We start from the raw sequence: 17,499 nt of genomic DNA on the forward strand, positions 1-17,499 counted from the left end.
GGCGTGTCTGAAGGCAGAAATCAGTATTCGTACGCGTGAACCCTGACGGGTTTACGCAAAGTGCGGGATTTACTGCCCGCCACTTTTGTGGCTTTGTCCGGATCGCCGGCGACAAATTCCAGCGTCGGTGAATAATAAAAAGGCAACCAGCCGCCGTAGCCATTCTCCCACTCCCAGCGAACCGGGCAGGGCCACAGAATGTCTTCATGCATGATGTAATAAGTCCATCGTCCATGTGGACGACGAGGTTTCGGTGTTTTCATAAACGGGCGAACGGGCTCTTAAAAATCACTCAGGATATTCTGGCTCGCGTTGCGGAAGGTTTCAACCCCCTGGCCGGGTTGATGCTTATTTAAGCGGTTTTAAACGGGATCCTTTGCAAAACTTTACCCCCAGATCATCGCCGCCCAGCGTAACAGCATCAGTGCGCCACAGATACACAGCAGTACCACAACCATTTTCCAGTGCTTGGTCATCATCCGTTTAGTTACCATTTCTCCTCCTGCCATCCGGGCGTTTTAGCCCGCCATGTGCTGGTTCACATAGTGAACAACATGTTCTTTCAGTTCAGGAACGGCCTGATCGGCGAGCCATTCAAACACCATCAGCAGCAGGGCCGCCGCAGCAATAACGGACAAAAGTATAAGGGTTTTGTGACGTGCTTCCATGATTCTCATTGGTTCTGAATTGCCTGTTTTTTACTCTATCAGAATAAGCCGCACCCTGCGCGGCTTCGATGTTCCGGTTCCGGAAAAATTTAATAAATTATACCTTTTCGCCGGTTCCGAAACTTTGATCCTGTTTCTGCTCTTCAGGGATGAGTACTGTCTCTGCATGACGTGCTCCGGGGCGGAAACCGTTCTTTCGGGCGCAGATGGCAATCATCAGCCCGGCGACGATCAGCAACTGCATGGCCCACGGAAAAACAGTAATGCCTGCGGTTTCCAGCACAATGCCTCCGCTTAACCCGCCACCGGCAATCGCCAGATTCCACGCTACCACCACCATCGATTGCGCCATGTCGGCATGCTCGCCGGTGGCGTCAGCAATTGCCGTTTGCAGCAAAGTGGCGGCGCCGCCAAAAGTCAGCCCCCATAGCGCGACACACACCGCTACCGTCAGCGGAGAAGAGGGGTTCAGCGCCAGTATCAGGGAAAGCAGGGCAAACATAAACAGGCTGGTCAGCAGGGTGCGCCGCAAATGCTTATCCACCAGCATGCCGGTAATGCCAATGCCTGCCAGCGCACCGAGGCCGAAAACCAGCAATATCTGATCGGCACTGGCGTCGAGCCCGGACAGGCGCAGGAATGGCACGATGTAGGTATAAAGCAGATTATGTGCCAGCATCCACAGCAGGATCACCATCAGAATACTGCGTACGCCGGGCAACATCAGCACCTGCCTCAAAGGCTGGCGCTCACCGGCGGACTGGCCAGGATAGTCCGGCACTTTCCGCACCACCCAGACAATCAGCAGCACCGTAATAACAGACATTACGCCGAACGCCATCCGCCATCCGAGTGCGGAACCCATCCAGGTGCCCAGCGGGACGCCGACAGACAGCGCCAGCGGTGTGCCGACCATCGCCACTGATAATGCGCGCCCTTGCTGATGTACCGGCACCATCCGCCGTGCATAACCGGCCAGTAATCCCCACGCCAGCCCGGCTGACGCACCGGCTACCCAGCGGGCGAAGAGCGTCAGGAAATAATTCGTTGAAAACGTGGTGAGGGTATTAAAAATCAGAAAGCCAAAGATTGCCGTCAGCAACGCCGTGCGGCGGTTCCAGCCCCGTGTCAGAGCCGCCAGCGGGATGACGGCCATCAGCGAACCGGCGGCATACAGCGTCACCAGTTGCCCGGCCATCGCCTGTGAAATATCGAGACTGGCCGCGATCTGAGGCAACAGTCCGGCGGGAAGGGTTTCCGTCATGATGGCGATAAAACCGGTCAGCGCCATCGCCAGTAAAGCCGAAAGCGGCAGAGGGGATTTCAATACAGGGGAATTCATGATTGAACTCCATACACAGCATCGCGCAGTTGTGTAACGAACGGGCCTGACATGCCCTCATACAGAGTATTGGTGAAGGCGACGACGCTCAGTCCGGCGTTACGGTCAACGAACCAGGAATGGCCGTAAGCCCCGCCCCAGCGCCATGTGCCGGCCGACTCCGGTGAAGCGGCGGCCTGCGGATCCCGTAATACCGAAAAACCTAATCCAAAGCCCAGTCCCGGCGATTCCGGCAGTTCGGCACCACGGGTCTGATCCCGTCCCATTTCATCGACCAGCGCCGCTGAGACTAACGGAGCGCCGCCGCAACGCAGCATTTCCAGCATTTTCAGTACGTCAGTCGCGCTGCTGACCATACCCGCGCCGCCGGAAGGATAAGCCCGAGCGTTGAGTGCGCGTAAGGGAGAATATTCAATCCCCACGGTATTGTCGAAAGCGGCGACCTTTTCTCCTTCGCACAGCCGGTGGGGTTGCGGCACATCACTGACATACGCCGTAGCCAGCCGCGCCGGGTCACGGGCGACAAAACCGGTGTCATGCATGTTCAGCGGGCCGGTCAGTTGCATTTCTACCACTTCAGGGAGAGGCCGTTTGCCTACCTGTTCCAGCACTGCGCCCAATACATCGACGGCCAGCGAATATCCCCATGACGTGCCCGGTGTATACAACAAAGGCACGCCCGATAAACGCCGCAGATTTTCCGCCAGCGAAATACCGCTGCTGTCCATTCCGTCAGAAACGCCTGCATGTGCATAAGGGCCATTTTCGTCCGGCTCAAAAAAGCGGTAACTCAGCCCGGCGGTATGACTTAATAACTGCCGTACTGTAATGCGTGCCGGTTGTCCGTCTGGCAGGACAGGGCGAAACTGTGGCAACACGGTTTCAATATTGTCATCCAGCGCCAGCTTTCCCTGAGTGATCAGCGTCATTGCTGCGGTCGCCACAATGGGCTTGCTGACCGATGCCAGGCGAAAAAGCGTGTTTTCAGTCATTGGTTGGCGGCTTTCCCGGTCGGCAAAACCGGCAGCCTGGTGATAAACAATCTCACCGTGAAGGGCGACCAGGGCAACGGCACCGACCAGTCTTTGTGAGTCAATGGCTTGTGCGATAACGCAATCAAGCCGGGATTTCAGTGAAGAGGAATTCATGAGATATCTCAGTTTCAGAAAGTGTTAAATCACGATAGAGATCTCCTCAGTGCGGAAAAAGTAGGGTAGATTTCCATAATATACGGACGCTGATGTCCGGAATCGGGAGCGACAATGGAAAATCTCAGTAGCCTGAATGTGTTCGTCCATGTGGCAGAAACCCGAAGCTTTGTCGCGGCAGGGCGGATTTTGGGCGTGTCGGCGTCGGCGGTGGGCAAAAGTATTGCGCGCATGGAAAATAAGTTGAATGTGCGGCTGTTTCACCGCAGCACCCGCAGCGTGGCGCTGACCGCCGAAGGGACGCTGTTTCTCGAACGCTGCCGCAGGATTGTGGCGGAACTTGAAGCCGCGCAAAGCGAGCTGTCGCAACTGGCGGAATGTCCGCGTGGCAGGTTGCGGCTGAGTTTGCCGCAGGTCAGCACATTACTTTTGCCGGTGCTGGGGGAGTTTATGCGCCGTTATCCCGATATTGAACTGGATCTGGATTTCACCGATCGGATTGTTGATGTGGTGGAAGAGGGGTTTGACGCTGTGGTGCGCACCGGCCAGCTGGCTGACTCCCGATTGTCGATGCGTAAGCTGGGCACTTTCCATCATTTACTGGTCGGTGCGCCTGCCTATTTTGAACAGCACGGTACGCCTGCGAAGCCCCAGGAACTGGTTGATCACCGTTGTCTGCATTTTCGTTTTCCCAACAGCGGCAAGCTTGAGATATGGCCGCTGCCGGAATATCAGGATTTGGCGCTACCGGTATCAATGGTTTGTAATAATATTGAAACCCGCCAATGCTTTGCGCTGCAGGGGCTGGGCATCGCTTGTCTGCCTGATTTCAGTATCCGCAAAGAGCTGGCGCGCGGGCAACTGGTGACCGTGCTGGATGATTATGTGAAGCGCAGCGGTGACTTTTATATTTTATGGCCGTCCGGCGGTTATATGACACCGAAGTTACGGGTGCTGATTGATTTTCTCAGCGAACGGGTTTTCCCTGAAAAGCCTGAGCTGGCGCTGCGATGTCCTAATTAAACCTATCTTTAACTGAGGGAGTGTGTGATGAGTCATTCTGTCTTAATTGAACGCTTTTGTGCCGACGATCAGCGCGGTGTGGTTGAAGTGATCCTACCGATCCAGAATCACGAATTTGGTATTGCCATCACCGAAGCGCAGCAGCCTGATCTGCATGATATCCCACAATTTTATCAGTGCGGCACAGGGGATTTCTGGGTGGCACGCTATGAAGGGAAAGTCGTGGGCACGCTGGGGCTGAAAGATATCGGCAACGCGCAGACGGCACTGCGCAAAATGTTTGTCAGCGCACCTTTTCGTGGCAGGGAATACGGCGTCGCCGCATTGTTACTCAACACGTTGCTGCACCATGCGCAGACGAAAAATGTGAAAGATATTTTTCTCGGCACGACAGACAAGTTTCTGGCGGCGCATCGTTTTTATGAAAAAAACGGTTTTAAGGAAATCAGGGTGCCGGATCTCCCGTCAGCTTTCCCGCTGATGGCGGTAGACAGTAAGTTTTACCGTCTAACATTCTGATTTGTAAGGCTGTCAGGTTGCTGTCATGTCCGTGTCAGGTTGCTGTCGTGTTGATTTCCAATCTTACGTTGCATGCTGATTGGGTGTTCAACATTCACTCTACAGGTAAAACTTATGCATCAGAGCAAAATCAGGCAACTTCGCATTTCCCGCGCATGGTCTCAGGAGCAACTGGCAGAACTTTCGTCACTGAGCGTGCGCACGGTACAGCGTATCGAAAATGGCGAGCAGGCCAGCCTTGAGACTCTCGGCGCTATCGCGGCAGCCTTTGATATCAAGGTGTCTGAACTGACAGAAAACGATGTGCAAACGGGCAGTTCGCCGGGGCAGGCGCTTGACGAACAGATAGAAAAAGCCAGATATCAGGTGGTGGAAGAAAGCGGTTTTTATCGTTCCGTTCTGTTGTGGGCGGTGATCAACGCAGGTTTGTTCGCGCTAAACCATTACACCTCACCGGATTCAAACTGGTTCGTCTGGCCTCTGTGTATCTGGGGCGGCATTTTATTATTACGTGGTTTACGCATCTTTGTATTTCGTGGAACGTTAGAGCGCTGGCAGAAGGCGCGTTTACAAAAATTAATACGCAAGCCCTGAGGGGAGACGTTCAGCTAAAGCGCCATGATTAGTCACAAGCAAAACCGCCCTGACTGAGACACATCAAAACCCTTGCCTGACATGCTGCTATCCTCTGTAATATTCAGGGTTATTAGCTCAACGGACAGAGAATGGATCAGCAGTGGCGGTTTGCATTTAATCTTAAAAGACTGATATTGCTTCTTGCACTGATGAGTACGCTTGTCACCTTGCTCAGCAGCTATCTGGCAATTTTCCAGGTAGAGAAGAAACTCCTCATCGAATCCTCCCTGCGGGCGAGTCAGTCGTTTGCAACCCGGCTGTCGCTGACGGCCGATTTGTTTTTCAATGCGGCACAGAAGCAGGTTACCTATAGCGCTGATTTACTCGGTGACCGGTTTAATAATGTTGATGCGCTGACCGAAGAAGCTGATCGTTTGCAGGTACAAAGTAAGCGCTTCAGTTCGGTGCTGGTGGTGGATAAAACCGGCGTTGTGCGCGCGGCTTCACGAAACTCTGCGGCGATGGTCGGTTTAACTCTGGTGTCTGAGGCCAATACCGTTGCACTGAAAACCCGCAATCCGGTGCTCAGCTCGCCCTTTCGCACCCCGCAGAACAATCACATAATTGTGCTTTCCTCCCCCATCCGTAATGCGCGAAGCGGCTATCTTGGGTATCTGGCGACTGAAATTGATCTGGGTAAAAACAGTATTGTGGATACGCTGATTAATGCCCGCAATTACCGCAAAGATGCCTACATTTATGTCATCGACCGTGAAGGTGACGTGTTGTATCGCGCCGCGTCAGGCTGGATCGAGAGTGCGCCGCAGGGGCATGTGAACAAGGCATTGCTGGGCGGCCGGGAACAGGGTTTTTTACGTATGGATAACCTGCAGGGCGAGGAATCCCTGGCCGGTTTTTCCACGATGGAAGTGGCGGGCTGGACGGTACTGGTGCTGCACCCGGCAAAAGACGATGTGGTGCTGTTATATCACGTCATGATGCAGGTTTTGTTATACACGCTGCCGATTGTCATTCTGGTGTTCATCTGCATCTGGCTGCTGACGCGCTATATTTCACGCCCGCTGCGACAGCTGGCCTCGAAAGCTGACACCATGGATTCACATGATGTTTCCGAGGAAATTCAGCAGATCAATGCCTGGTATTATGAAGCGTCGAAGCTGAAAACGGTGATGTTGCAGGGGATCAGGCTGTTGCATCAACGCATCGAACAACTGAGTGCCGAAGCCCATACTGACCCGATGACCGGGCTGCTGAACCGGCGCGGCTTTTATGAGGCCGTGGATAAACAGCTAACGGAGTCGTCGCGCATCGCGGTTATTACACTCGATATCGATCACTTCAAAAAAATAAATGATACCTGCGGGCATGATGTGGGCGATGTGGTGATCACCCAGCTGGCGCGCCATATTCTGAGTAACTCGCGGGAGGGCGATTTGTTATGCCGCATGGGGGGCGAGGAGTTTCTGTTACTGCTGCCTGATGCATCACTGACACAGGCTATTCAGCTTGCTGAACGTTTGCGTAAACAGGTTGAAGTGCAGCAGTTTGAGGGCGCCGGTCAGGTGACGATTTCACTCGGAGTAACGCTGTTTTATCCTGGCAAAGTCAATATTGACGGGGCATTGAAAACGGCAGACAAAGCGCTGTATCAGGCCAAAAATGAAGGGCGTAACCGCGTGGTAAATCTATAAGTACGACTGTACGCATCAGGCTCAATGGGGAGAAAAGGCTCAGGCACCGTGCCTGAGCTTATTTTTAGCGGGAACCCGGCAGCAGGGATTCCGTGCATTTGAAGACGTCTTCGCGGAATTTTCGTGAGGCGTCATCCAGATCAGCCTGGTTGGCGACATCTGCACGGTTGGCTTCCAGCGCCTGATTGACGGCGAGGGTGAAGGCATTTTCCTGGCTGGCATTAAGCACATTACCCACGCTGCCGAACAGCAGACGCATGGCGGAAATCTGCACCAGGAGCTCACGGTTTACGCGCTCAAGCTGGTCAACACGTTTGTTCAGGGTTTCATCACTCATAGGTGTCTCCTTATTTAATTGCCGCACACCATAACAAAAGCACTGCCATGAAAAAACCGTCTTACGGTGGCGGAGGCTTTGCCTGACGGATTAACGCACCATTTGCTGCATCTGACGGCTGAGTTGCATCAGTTGTGCATTCAGCGGCACCAGCTGTTGCTGAATGGCATTGTATTTATCCAGCTGCTTCTGGTTGGCGAATTGCAGACGATTGCCGGTGATGGTGACATTTTTACCCTGATTTTTGATGAAGTCGGCTTTCGCCACAATCAGGTTCAACACCTGCGGCAATAAATCGAATACCTGTTCCGTGATTTGTGTCGGTTTAACGATGGTTTTCTCGTAGGCCTGATCATAAATCTTCTTCAGGTCATCTGGCTGTTTCAGTGCCGCATGCCGGGTATCGGCCTGGGTTTTGAGCAGCACAATTTTTTCTTTCCATTTTTCACTGCTGTCAGCCATTTTTTTCAGATCATCGCGTTGTTCCAGCAGATTACTGACGCTGTTTACGCCGTTCATGCCGGCAAAAACCGGTACCAGCGAAGAATCCAGTTCGATATTCATCTGATGATGAAAACCGGTGATGATCGCGTAATCTTGGGTGTAATCGCCAAACTGTTTTTTCTGCGCTTCGGTCAGTTGCGGGACGGCCAGTGCGGGTTTATCGAGGATCCGCGACTGAAGAAAATCTATAAAAGCTTTGCGTTGCGCGGGTTCTTTATCACCGCAGCCGCTGAGGGCAAACATCATCAGCAACAACATAAAAGGCAGCAAAAATACGCGGTGGAAAGCCTGAGAGCGGGGCGCTGAATGCATAATTTCCGTGTTCCTTTATCTCCATCATCAGAGTCTTAACCTTAACGCATAAAGATAATTTTTTGCTAGATCGGTATAGCTATCTTCGCTAACGTCACCCTCAGAGTCATTTATTCAGGGAATGTATAACTTTGAAGCAAAAGTCATTTTCGATAAAACAGTTCGCGCCCGCGCTGGCCATAATGATCCTGGCCGGATGTACATCGACGAAAAAAAGCGAAACGCCGGTGCAAAATCCGCATGATGTGAAAGCGGATATTGTGAGGCTGATGCCAGCATCGGCCCCTGACAGAAAAGGTTGGGCGACTGATATTACGGCCGCTTTTACGACGCAGGGCATCCCGGCGACGACCGAAAACATCTGTTCCGTGCTGGCGGTGGCGCAACAGGAATCCAATTTCAACGCCGATGCGCCGGTGCCGGGATTAGGCAAAATTGCCTGGAAAGAGATTGACCGGCGCGCCGATGCGGTTCATGTGCCTAATTTCCTGGTGCACACAGCGCTGTTGCTGAAATCCCCGAACGGAAAATCCTACAGTGAGCGGCTGGATAACGTAAAAACCGAGAAACAGCTGAGCGCTATTTTTGATGATTTTATTGATATGGTGCCGATGGGACAGAAGCTGTTCGGTAATTTGAATCCGGTGCATACCGGCGGGCCGATGCAGGTCAGCATCGCGTTTGCCGAGCAAAACGCCACAGGCTATCCGTATAAAATCGACGGTTCGATCCGCAACGAAGTGTTCAGCCGCCGCGGCGGTGTGTATTTTGGCGTCAGACACCTGTTGGGATATCCGGCGAATTACACGCAACCGCTGTACCGCTTTGCCGATTTTAATGCCGGTTGGTATGCCAGCCGTAACGCCGCGTTTCAGAGCGCGGTAAGTAAAATATCGGGCATTCCGCTGGCACTGGACGGTGACCTGATTAACTACGGCACGGATAAACCGGGCGGCACAGAGCTGGCGGTACGCACACTGAGCAAACGTCTGGACATCAGCAATTCGGCCATCCGTAAGGCCCTGGAGAAGGGAGAGCAACTGGGGTTTGAAGATACCCGGCTCTATAAGCAGGTCTTTGCGCTGGCAGATAAAACCACCGGCAAACGTCAGCCGCGCGAAATGCTGCCGGGTATCACGTTGGAAAGTCCGAAGATTACCCGCAAGCTGACCACCGCCTGGTTTGCCAAACGGGTGGACGGCCGCCGCGCAGATTGTATGAAAAGAGCGGGAGGATAAGGTTTAAAGCCTGCCGGAGCAGGGTGGGCTTTCTCATTATTTAATCGGACTACAGCCGTTGTCACGGGCGGCCTGAGCGTTATTTTCCCCTGGAATAAAAACACAGCTAATATCATTGTGTTGAAATAAAAGCTTGCTTAATAAATCCGGCTGTGTGTAAATAGCGTCAACGGTTTGTGGTTAAGACCTATTTATGTAAGACATTTTAGTAAAGCAGTTCCTGGTTCAAGTGATATAGCAAATCCTTTCTCCGACGAATTTCCTTCTCTGATGCATCCATAAGTATTTCAAATAAAAACAGACCTATATTGCCCTATGGCATCATAAAATAAAAACGAAGAAGGTATTTCCTATGTCTAATAAAATGACTGGTTTAGTAAAATGGTTTGACGCTGGTAAAGGTTTCGGTTTCATCTCCCCTGCAGACGGCAGCAAAGACGTGTTCGTTCACTTCTCTGCAATCCAGAGCAATGATTTCAAAACCCTGGACGAAGGTCAGAACGTTGAGTTCACCATCGAAAATGGTCAGAAAGGCCCATCAGCGGGTAACGTTGTCGTTCTGTAATGTCGCCTGATATTGAAGGCAAACACTCTGCAATAGCGAAGATGGGTTAAACCCGGAGCAGCCAGAATAATTGTTTCAATATCGACATTATTAATGACAAAAATAAACCCTGGCCAACGCCGGGGTTTATTATTTATTAAGCTTCTGAATTTATTTCCGGAGCCATAACAGAAAAGCCGGTTGAATTATTATTCCCCCCAGTCGTTTTTTCTGTTATGAAAAGGTCGTGCTCAGGCCGCGCAATGTCGGAGTGTTCGATGGACGCTTGCGCCATAATATGACGGCCGGGAAAGCACCGGCACTTCTTCCCTTCATACTTCAAGCCGCAGATGCGTTGGCCGCACTCAGTCACCCGAATCACTTACATAAGTAAGCTCATCGGGACTCCTTCTCTTGCCGCCTTCCTGCAACTCGAATTATTCGTGAATAAGAGCAAATCGCTCATCTTCCCAAATCCCAAATCCCAAATCCCAAATCCCCATTGATGCCTTTGCCGGAAAACAGGCAAAAAAAAGCCCGCACGCGGCGGGCAAAATAACAGGGTTCTACAGGGGTATTACACAGGGACATCACACAACATTTGATGGATTTAAGATACCAAACCTTGTGTATGGTTTTGTCATCACCCGGTAAGGTTAATCCAGCAGATGTAAGCCTTATTTGTCCGCATAATGCGTAATCACCTGATCAATTTTGGCGTCCGCCAGCGCAATTCCTTTCTGTATCAACGACTCTGAACCGATGCCTGCCAGCACGATAACGACGGCAACAATCATTAATCCTTTGTATGTCATGGCTTGCCCTTTCGCATTTCTCAATCAATGGCAGCATTATGCGACGATACTCACGGTACCGCCACAAGGCAGGGGAAAACGCAGGGAAAGATGTTATGCGCCTAAATGGCCGACGGTGAAATAAGTTACCAGACCAACGATAACCAGCAGCGCGATGGCGGCTGTAGTATAGAGAATGATGCGCTTCGGGCTGTAAAATGCCATGAAATGTCCTTATTTATCCGTCGTCAATGCTGCTTCATCCGCGAAGTTCCATCATCAAAGCCATCACATAACCGATGCCGACGGAACCTCCCGCCATCATTAGCCAAAAAGCAGTTGCCTTCATGTCACACTCCTTGTGCGGGACGGTATGTCCCAACAATTTGTCAGAGAATAAAATTATAACAATCATATAATCCGTATGGATAAATATGTGTTCTTATTTTAAGCAATCCGTCTGGAAATCCCTTTCTGAACTGTGAAGTTCCTCGCTAATCTGTCTAAAACAATGATGAAGCTGAGCGGGGGGTTGTGCTTATGCACATCGTTTAATGCGTTGATAATATGCAATAACTGTGTGAGTTATTCCTTGCTGGTGATCAAAGCTTGGGCGGCTGCACAATGGCAAATCCCGGTGTTCCCATCTTACTTAGTGTTGCAGTTGTTCATAATTTCAACGCTAAGGGAACACCATGAACGGTCATGAAAACAAAGCGGTACGCAGTGCAAACCGCAAATTCTTTGCCCGCACCATTCCTATGCTCATCCTGATGTTGATCATTAATCAAATCGACCGCACCAACGTGGGCTTTATCAAACACAGCCTTGAAACTGACGTGGGCATCAGTACCGCCGCGTTTGGTTTCGGTGCCGGGTTGTTCTTCGTCGGCTACGCGCTGTTTGAGATCCCCAGCAATATGCTGATGGACAAGTATGGTGCGCGCGTCTGGCTGACACGCATCATGATCACCTGGGGTGCGGTAGTTTTTGCCATGGGCTTTGTCACGACATCGATGCAATTCTACGTGCTGCGGTTTTTGCTCGGCGTCGCCGAAGCCGGTTTCTTCCCGGGGATCCTGTTTTACTTTCGTAAATGGGTGCCGAATATTTACCGCGGCCGTGCCACGGCTTTGATCCTCACCGGTTCGGCAGCGGCATATTTGCTTTCCGGTCCGGTTACCGGCGGCTTGCTGGAACTGCATGACTTTATGGGATTGCCCGGCTGGCAGTGGGTGCTGTTTATTGAAGGTGCACTGTCGGTGCTGGTCGGGATCGTGGCGGCATTCTTTCTGGTGTCGAAACCTGAAGAGGCAAAATGGCTGACTGACGAGGAAAAACTGGCACTGAGTACGGCGCTGAACACGGAATCCAGTTCGCGTGATTTACATACACAGGGGCAGTCGCGGTGGAAGCTGATCACTGACGGGAAAATGGCGTATCTGTGTTTTCTGTTCTTTGTGATGTGTATGACCGGTTACACGCTGGTGTTCTGGCAGCCGGAGATCATCGGACGTATTCCGGGGCTGTCCCCTTTCCAGATTGGCATGCTGAATTCCGTGCCGTGGATTTGTGCGATTATCGCTATCAATATTCTTGGTCGCGTCAGCGACCGTTTCCGCGGCAGTCGTGAAACCATTCTGGCGCTGGCGCTGATTGTGGCGGCGGTCGGCACCTGTCTGTGCACTGTCGGCAGTCCGTGGTTTGGCTTGTTTGCACTGTGTGTGGTGTGTATCGGGACAAAATCCAGTGCCGTGTTGTTCTGGCCGATCCCGCAAAGCCAGTTGCCGTCATCGATCGTGGCGCCGGGGATTGCGCTGATCAATTCTCTTGGCAATCTTGGCGGTTTCTTCGCACCGGCGGTGTTTGGCTATCTGCAACAAACCACCGGCAGCACCACGGCGGGCTTGTATATCCTCAGCGGGATTTCAGTTTTTGCCGCTATCACACTGTTCTTCACCAAAACTCATCGCACGCCAACTCAACCCGAATATCACGCCCCGCAGGGAATGGAGCCAAAACATCATGTCTGATACGCCAAAAATTGTCGAAATGCAGGTCATTCCGGTTGCCGGTTACGACAGTATGCTGCTGAACATTGCCGGTGCGCATCACTGCTATTTCACCCGTATTTTGCTGGTGCTCAAGGACAATGCCGGGCATACCGGCGTGGGGGAAGCGCCCGCCACCGGCGTGGTGCTGAAGATCCTCACGGATGCCATCCCGCATATCGTCGGGCAGGAAATTGGCATCATGAATCAGCTGGTCAGTGAGTTACACAAACGCGATCTGGAGGAAAACCGCCAGCCGAAGCCTGTGTTGCCAGGTTTCCGTCCGTGGGATCTCGAACGTCATCATAATGCTGTCGCGGTGCTGGAAACCGCACTGCTGGATCTGATGGGACAGTTTCTCAATCAGCCAGTCGCGCAACTGCTCGGGCCTGGTAAACAGCGCGATGAAGTTCCGGTGCTTGGTTATCTGTTTTATATCGCTGACAGGCAGAAAACCGATCTGGAATATCAGGACGGAAAGCGGCAGGAGGGGCAGCATCCGTGGTACCACCTGCGTCATCAGGAGGCGATGAGCCACGACAAGGTAGTGCAACTGGCGGAAGCGGCGCAGGATAAATACGGCTTTAAAGATTTCAAACTCAAGGGCGGTGTACTGGCAGGCGAAGTCGAAATTGAAACGGTAAGGGCGCTGAAAAAACGCTTTCCGCAGGCACGGATCACGGTGGATCCAAATGCGTCCTGGTCGCTGGATCAGGCGATTTCGCTGTGCAAAGACATGCACGGGATTTTGTCTTACGTGGAAGATCCGTGCGGCGCAGAGCAGGGGTTTTCCGGGCGCGAAACGCTGGCGGAATTTAAGCGCGCCACCGGATTACCGGTCGCGACCAATATGATTGCTAACGACTGGCGGCAGATGAGCCATGCGCTGCAACTGAATGCGATCGATATCCCGCTGGCTGATCCCCATTACTGGTCGATGCGCGGGGCGAATATTATCGGTACGTTATGCAATGCGTGGGGGCTGACGCTTGGCTGTCATTCGAATAATCATTTTGATGTATCGCTGGCGATGCTGGCGCATCTCGGGGCCGCCGCGCCCGGTGAAATCACCCCATTCGATACGCACTGGATCTGGCAGGAAGGTCAACATCTGACCAAAAATCCGTTACAGATTAAAGACGGTAAACTGGCGCTGAATGAACTGCCGGGGCTGGGCGTTGAACTGGATATGGATGCGGTCGGCATTGCCCATCAGCGTTACAACAACCTGCGGCACAAAGATCGCGATGATGCGATCGCCATGCAGTATCTGATCCGCGGATGGGCGTTTGACGGCAAGCGCGCCACACTGGTTCGCTGACGTCAGGCTGACCGGCGTGGGGTTACGGCCGGTATTTTCGCTTTCAAAAAGATTACTTCAGATAGTCGGTGCTGGCGTTCAGTTTGGTATGTGCGCCTGCATCGATCGTCGTGGACGGTCTGGTGCCGCTTTCGCTGGCTTTACGGTTCAGTTCGGAAGCCACTTCCTGTGCGCTGGAAGGATAAGCCTGAGCCAAACTGTTGAAAGTGGTCATGGCTATCATCAGGCCAAAAAGAGCGAGGGTGGTGCGTTTCATTTTGCGGGTGTCCGGTCTGTTCACATTTTGTCATAAGGGGGTGTGATTCAGCGGCCGATTTTATATGCTTTATTCATAAGAAACGGGAGCGAATTGTGCTCCCGTTCATCATTTATGCTGCGCTCAGCTGCTGTGTTACACGTGCTGGAGCGTATTATGCGCTTCTTGTGACTTATTCGGTAAGCGAATCGTGGCAGAAAGAACCAATGACACAATCAATAATGCGGTGATGATGCTGAAGGTCACTGCGAAACCACCAAACAGAGAAGCCACCAGGGAAGCAAAGATGCTGCCGATACCGAAGCCCAGATACAGCAGGCCGTAGTTTTTGGTCATGTTGTTCAGGCCGAAGAAATCGCTGACCAGTGACGGATAAACGGTAATGGTACCGCCGAAGCTGAAAGCGACGCAGGCCACGGAGAGGAAGAACATCATTTCGTTCATCTGGGTGAACAGCATCATGCTCATACCCGCCAGTGAAACAATCTGTGCAATAGAGATAACGCGGATACGCTGCATTTTATCAGACAATACACCCAGCACCAGACGACCGCTCAGGTTGGCAATCGCAATCACGGTCACGGCGTTAGCCGCCGTCAGCGCATCCAGTTTGACCAGGCTCTGACCGATATCTTTCGCCACACCAATCACATACAAACCGCTCATGCAGGCGGTCAGGAACATCAGCGCCAGCATCCAGTATTGCGGCGCACGAATCGCTTCGGCCAGCGTGAAATCACGGCTGTCGTTGCTGTTGTCATTCAGACTATTTTCTTCGCGGGTTACTGCGGCCGTTTCTTGTTTCGGTGCATCTTTCATCATCAGTGCGCCGGCAATCACCATGACCATCGCCACACCGCCCCAGATCATAAAGGTGTTTTGCAGACCTTCTGTCGCCAGCAGGTGACCGCAGACAAATTTAAATAACAGGCTGCCCAGGCCGTAAGCACCGATTGAACAGGCTGAAATCATCCCCTTACGTTCAGGAAACCATTTCACACAGTTAGTCAGGGTCAGCAGATAACCGGCACCGTCCGCCAGACCGACCAGCACACCTGCGCTGATGTACAGCATGATGACGTTATCGGAATGCGCGGTCAGTGCGAAGCCAGCAGCCATCAGTAAACCGGCGGCGATGGTGACGGTACGCACACCAAAACGTTCCTGAAGTTTACCCGCAACGGAAGAGGCGAGAGCCAGACACAGGCTCAGGATACCGAAAGTCAGCGCTACGCGGCTGATCGGTTCGCCGAGTTTTTCAGACAACTGACCGTTAAACAGACTCCAGGTATAAACGGAACCCAGCGCCAGCTGAGTAAGAATAGTACCGGCCAGTGTGAGCCAGCGGGTACGGTTGTTGTTCTGCATGCCAGATTTGTCACTCATAGTGGGTTCTCCCGAGCGAAGTAGATTCAATTAACTGTGGCTATGATAAGTCTGCTGAATGGATGCGGATGATTTGTGGCGTGAGATGCATGAGTTGCGGAATGAAATGCATCCATGACGGCATGAGTCGCCATTTTCGGGCTAAATTCATCCCAAAATTGGACTTAAAACACCGCTGCAGGCCTTGCGGGACGCGGGTTTTAGTTGATCTGGATCACTAATCCGTCATTTAGTTTTTTCGGGCAGGGTAACAAACTTTTTTGGAAGGCATTGTTGTGCTGTCGGAGACGTCCGGCCCGGGAGATTTAAATCATTACGCTGTAAAAACGAGCCGTTTTGGCTCGTTTTCGTTTCTATGCTCTGACCTACAATGCCCCGGCATTCAGCGCAGCATTAATCGCAGCCGCGACGCCGGTCGGGTTTTCCCACATCATTGAGTGACCGGCTTGCGGCACAATGGCGGTCTGAATACCCTGTTGCGGCAGAACGGCGACATCCGGTTCAGGCAGTGAAAATTCACCAAACAGTACCGTCGCAGGCATTTCCAACTGATAAAGCTGTTCGCGCCATGATACCGCTTCACCTCTGACCAGCCCGGTTGCCTGACGGTGGATAGCCAGCGGCGAGGCGATGCCCATACACCCTGCCCAGATGTGATCGTTACCGCGTACTGCGACATTAATCAGGTGTGCATGGCCCTCGCGCAGATACTCTTCTTCTGAGTACTGAGCAACCGCGCGGCTGAAGGTGCCACCGCCGGCATCCAGATTTGGCTCGGCGACAATCAGACGCTGGATCAGATCAGGACGTTGCGCTGCCACCATAATGGCGATGCTGCCGCCCATGCTGTGACCGATTAAATTGACTTGCGGCACACTCAGACTCTCCAGCCAGGCAATCACACAATCAGTATGCGCCTGCAGGCTGTAGCTGAAATTATCGGGTTTATCGCTGTAACCTGAACCGGCGAAATCCAACAGCAGCGAGCGTCGCGGACGCAGGAAGGCATCTGTCGCCACCCGGGGAAAATCGCATGAGGCCGCACAGCCCAGACCGTGTAAGAAAACCAGCGGGACGCCCAGCCCTGACAATTCATGGAAACGTAAATGCATTTCCGTACCGGGAACTTTGAACGATTTCATCTCAATCCTTTGTTAACAACTTAAATGCAATCTGCGGATTATAGGCAGGATCTTTCCAGGTGGCAGCACAAAAAACGAGTAAACGCGCTTCCCTGAACGGGGTTGTCATAAATGATGGCGGATTTTAGTTAAGTCATTCAGCTTGCGAATATTTTTTTCGCGAGCGCTTTCTATCAGTCAGACAAGTGATAGCATGGAACTCTTGCTCACTTTATGGATTTATCTGATGGTCAGGTTAGGCAGTTATGTGGCGGTTTCCCTGGTGCTGGCGTCGTTTTCAGCATCTGCTGTCACTCAGTATCAATGTGTATTAACGCATCATACTCAGTCCGATGATGGCAACGATGTTTCTGAGGTCGTCAATAAAAATGCACAGGTTTATGACGCAGGTAACACGTTCAGTTTTTCTCCCGATGGGAGCAAAATGGTGACCAGCCCGGAACTGACGGACATCATTGGCAAAGACAATCAGCCAATGAAAGCCGGTGCGCAAGATAACCTCATGTATATTCACGTAAAAGACAGTTTTGTGGTCGCGACGCAAACTGAAGGTTATGTCTACGGCGATTGCAAAGTGAATACTGCGAAATAAAAAGCCCGGCCACCACATTTTCTGAATCCGGGGT

20 protein-coding genes are annotated in these 17,499 nt (G+C 52.2%); 9 read left to right on the forward strand and 11 right to left on the reverse strand.

What is annotated here, in order from left to right; genetic code table 11:
* Positions 1-20: 20 nt before the first annotated feature.
* The 5 genes from J1781_RS15960 to J1781_RS15980 all read right to left on the reverse strand — a co-directional run bounded on the left by J1781_RS15960 (position 21) and on the right by J1781_RS15980 (position 3,158).
* Positions 21-263: a hypothetical protein gene (locus J1781_RS15960; RefSeq protein ID WP_205951619.1), complete on the reverse strand. Its 243-nt coding sequence runs from the start codon at positions 261-263 to the stop codon at positions 21-23.
* A 123-nt stretch (positions 264-386) separates the two neighbouring features.
* Entirely contained in the window at positions 387-494 is a 108-nt protein-coding gene (yniD, locus tag J1781_RS15965) for a small membrane protein YniD (protein WP_013574326.1), read from the reverse strand.
* Positions 495-518: 24 nt separating this feature from the next.
* Positions 519-668, reverse strand: a complete 150-nt coding sequence (locus J1781_RS15970) for a hypothetical protein (RefSeq protein WP_217137925.1) — start codon at positions 666-668, stop codon at positions 519-521.
* Between the two features lie 97 nt (positions 669-765).
* A complete protein-coding gene (locus tag J1781_RS15975; protein WP_217233879.1) occupies positions 766-2,010 on the reverse strand; it encodes an MFS transporter in 1,245 nt (414 codons plus the stop codon).
* On the reverse strand, positions 2,007-3,158 hold the full coding sequence (locus J1781_RS15980; protein ID WP_217233880.1) for a serine hydrolase domain-containing protein: 1,152 nt from the start codon (positions 3,156-3,158) through the stop codon (positions 2,007-2,009). Before J1781_RS15980 ends, J1781_RS15975 begins: the two co-directional genes overlap by 4 nt.
* Positions 3,159-3,272: 114 nt before the next feature.
* Here J1781_RS15980 and J1781_RS15985 point away from each other — a divergent pair, with 114 nt between their 5' ends.
* The 4 genes from J1781_RS15985 to J1781_RS16000 all read left to right on the forward strand — a co-directional run bounded on the left by J1781_RS15985 (position 3,273) and on the right by J1781_RS16000 (position 6,988).
* Positions 3,273-4,181, forward strand: a complete 909-nt coding sequence (locus J1781_RS15985) for a LysR family transcriptional regulator (RefSeq protein WP_217137877.1) — start codon at positions 3,273-3,275, stop codon at positions 4,179-4,181.
* A 27-nt stretch (positions 4,182-4,208) separates the two neighbouring features.
* Positions 4,209-4,700, forward strand: coding sequence for a GNAT family N-acetyltransferase (locus J1781_RS15990; protein ID WP_129955092.1), 492 nt, complete (start codon positions 4,209-4,211; stop codon positions 4,698-4,700).
* Positions 4,701-4,814: 114 nt separating this feature from the next.
* Positions 4,815-5,294 carry a 2TM domain-containing protein gene (locus J1781_RS15995; RefSeq protein ID WP_129955093.1) on the forward strand — a complete coding sequence of 160 codons (480 nt, stop codon included), beginning with the start codon at positions 4,815-4,817 and terminating at the stop codon, positions 5,292-5,294.
* A 131-nt stretch (positions 5,295-5,425) separates the two neighbouring features.
* Entirely contained in the window at positions 5,426-6,988 is a 1,563-nt protein-coding gene (locus J1781_RS16000) for a sensor domain-containing diguanylate cyclase (protein ID WP_217137875.1), read from the forward strand.
* A 64-nt stretch (positions 6,989-7,052) separates the two neighbouring features.
* Here the strand turns inward: J1781_RS16000 and J1781_RS16005 are convergent, their stop codons facing one another.
* Together J1781_RS16005 and J1781_RS16010 are read right to left on the reverse strand one after the other, a co-directional pair.
* Positions 7,053-7,325: a hypothetical protein gene (locus J1781_RS16005; RefSeq protein WP_129955095.1), complete on the reverse strand. Its 273-nt coding sequence runs from the start codon at positions 7,323-7,325 to the stop codon at positions 7,053-7,055.
* Positions 7,326-7,415: 90 nt separating this feature from the next.
* Positions 7,416-8,141: a DUF3053 domain-containing protein gene (locus tag J1781_RS16010; RefSeq protein WP_238483361.1), complete on the reverse strand. Its 726-nt coding sequence runs from the start codon at positions 8,139-8,141 to the stop codon at positions 7,416-7,418.
* A 182-nt stretch (positions 8,142-8,323) separates the two neighbouring features.
* On the opposite strand from J1781_RS16010, the gene J1781_RS16015 reads away from it, so the two are divergent.
* Both J1781_RS16015 and cspE read left to right on the forward strand, forming a co-directional pair.
* The gene (locus J1781_RS16015; RefSeq protein WP_165385185.1) at positions 8,324-9,379 is read left to right on the forward strand and encodes a DUF1615 domain-containing protein; all 1,056 of its coding nucleotides are present in this window, start codon (positions 8,324-8,326) and stop codon (positions 9,377-9,379) included.
* A gap of 352 nt (positions 9,380-9,731) precedes the next feature.
* The gene (cspE, locus tag J1781_RS16020) at positions 9,732-9,944 is read left to right on the forward strand and encodes a transcription antiterminator/RNA stability regulator CspE (RefSeq protein WP_013574336.1); all 213 of its coding nucleotides are present in this window, start codon (positions 9,732-9,734) and stop codon (positions 9,942-9,944) included.
* A gap of 656 nt (positions 9,945-10,600) precedes the next feature.
* Here cspE and J1781_RS16025 read toward each other — a convergent pair.
* Positions 10,601-10,738 carry a hypothetical protein gene (locus J1781_RS16025; protein WP_165383765.1) on the reverse strand — a complete coding sequence of 46 codons (138 nt, stop codon included), beginning with the start codon at positions 10,736-10,738 and terminating at the stop codon, positions 10,601-10,603.
* 674 nt (positions 10,739-11,412) lie between these two features.
* On the opposite strand from J1781_RS16025, the gene J1781_RS16030 reads away from it, so the two are divergent.
* On the forward strand, positions 11,413-12,750 hold the full coding sequence (locus tag J1781_RS16030; protein ID WP_217233881.1) for an MFS transporter: 1,338 nt from the start codon (positions 11,413-11,415) through the stop codon (positions 12,748-12,750).
* On the forward strand, positions 12,743-14,089 hold the full coding sequence (locus J1781_RS16035) for an enolase C-terminal domain-like protein (protein WP_129955099.1): 1,347 nt from the start codon (positions 12,743-12,745) through the stop codon (positions 14,087-14,089). The genes J1781_RS16030 and J1781_RS16035 overlap by 8 nt, the downstream gene beginning before the upstream one ends.
* Before the next feature lie 52 nt (positions 14,090-14,141).
* On the opposite strand, the gene J1781_RS16040 is transcribed toward J1781_RS16035, so the two are convergent.
* The 3 genes from J1781_RS16040 to J1781_RS16050 all read right to left on the reverse strand — a co-directional run bounded on the left by J1781_RS16040 (position 14,142) and on the right by J1781_RS16050 (position 16,873).
* A complete protein-coding gene (locus J1781_RS16040; RefSeq protein WP_129955100.1) occupies positions 14,142-14,345 on the reverse strand; it encodes a hypothetical protein in 204 nt (67 codons plus the stop codon).
* 135 nt (positions 14,346-14,480) lie between these two features.
* Positions 14,481-15,731: an L-lactate MFS transporter gene (locus tag J1781_RS16045; RefSeq protein ID WP_129955101.1), complete on the reverse strand. Its 1,251-nt coding sequence runs from the start codon at positions 15,729-15,731 to the stop codon at positions 14,481-14,483.
* Between the two features lie 365 nt (positions 15,732-16,096).
* The gene (locus J1781_RS16050; protein WP_129955102.1) at positions 16,097-16,873 is read right to left on the reverse strand and encodes an alpha/beta fold hydrolase; all 777 of its coding nucleotides are present in this window, start codon (positions 16,871-16,873) and stop codon (positions 16,097-16,099) included.
* 193 nt (positions 16,874-17,066) lie between these two features.
* Between J1781_RS16050 and J1781_RS16055 the strand changes: the two genes are divergently transcribed.
* Positions 17,067-17,465, forward strand: a complete 399-nt coding sequence (locus J1781_RS16055; RefSeq protein WP_235173780.1) for a hypothetical protein — start codon at positions 17,067-17,069, stop codon at positions 17,463-17,465.
* The last annotated feature ends 34 nt before the right edge of the window (positions 17,466-17,499 follow it).

The sequence above is a fragment of the Rahnella perminowiae genome, assembly GCF_019049695.1.
Lineage (GTDB): Bacteria > Pseudomonadota > Gammaproteobacteria > Enterobacterales > Enterobacteriaceae > Rahnella > Rahnella perminowiae.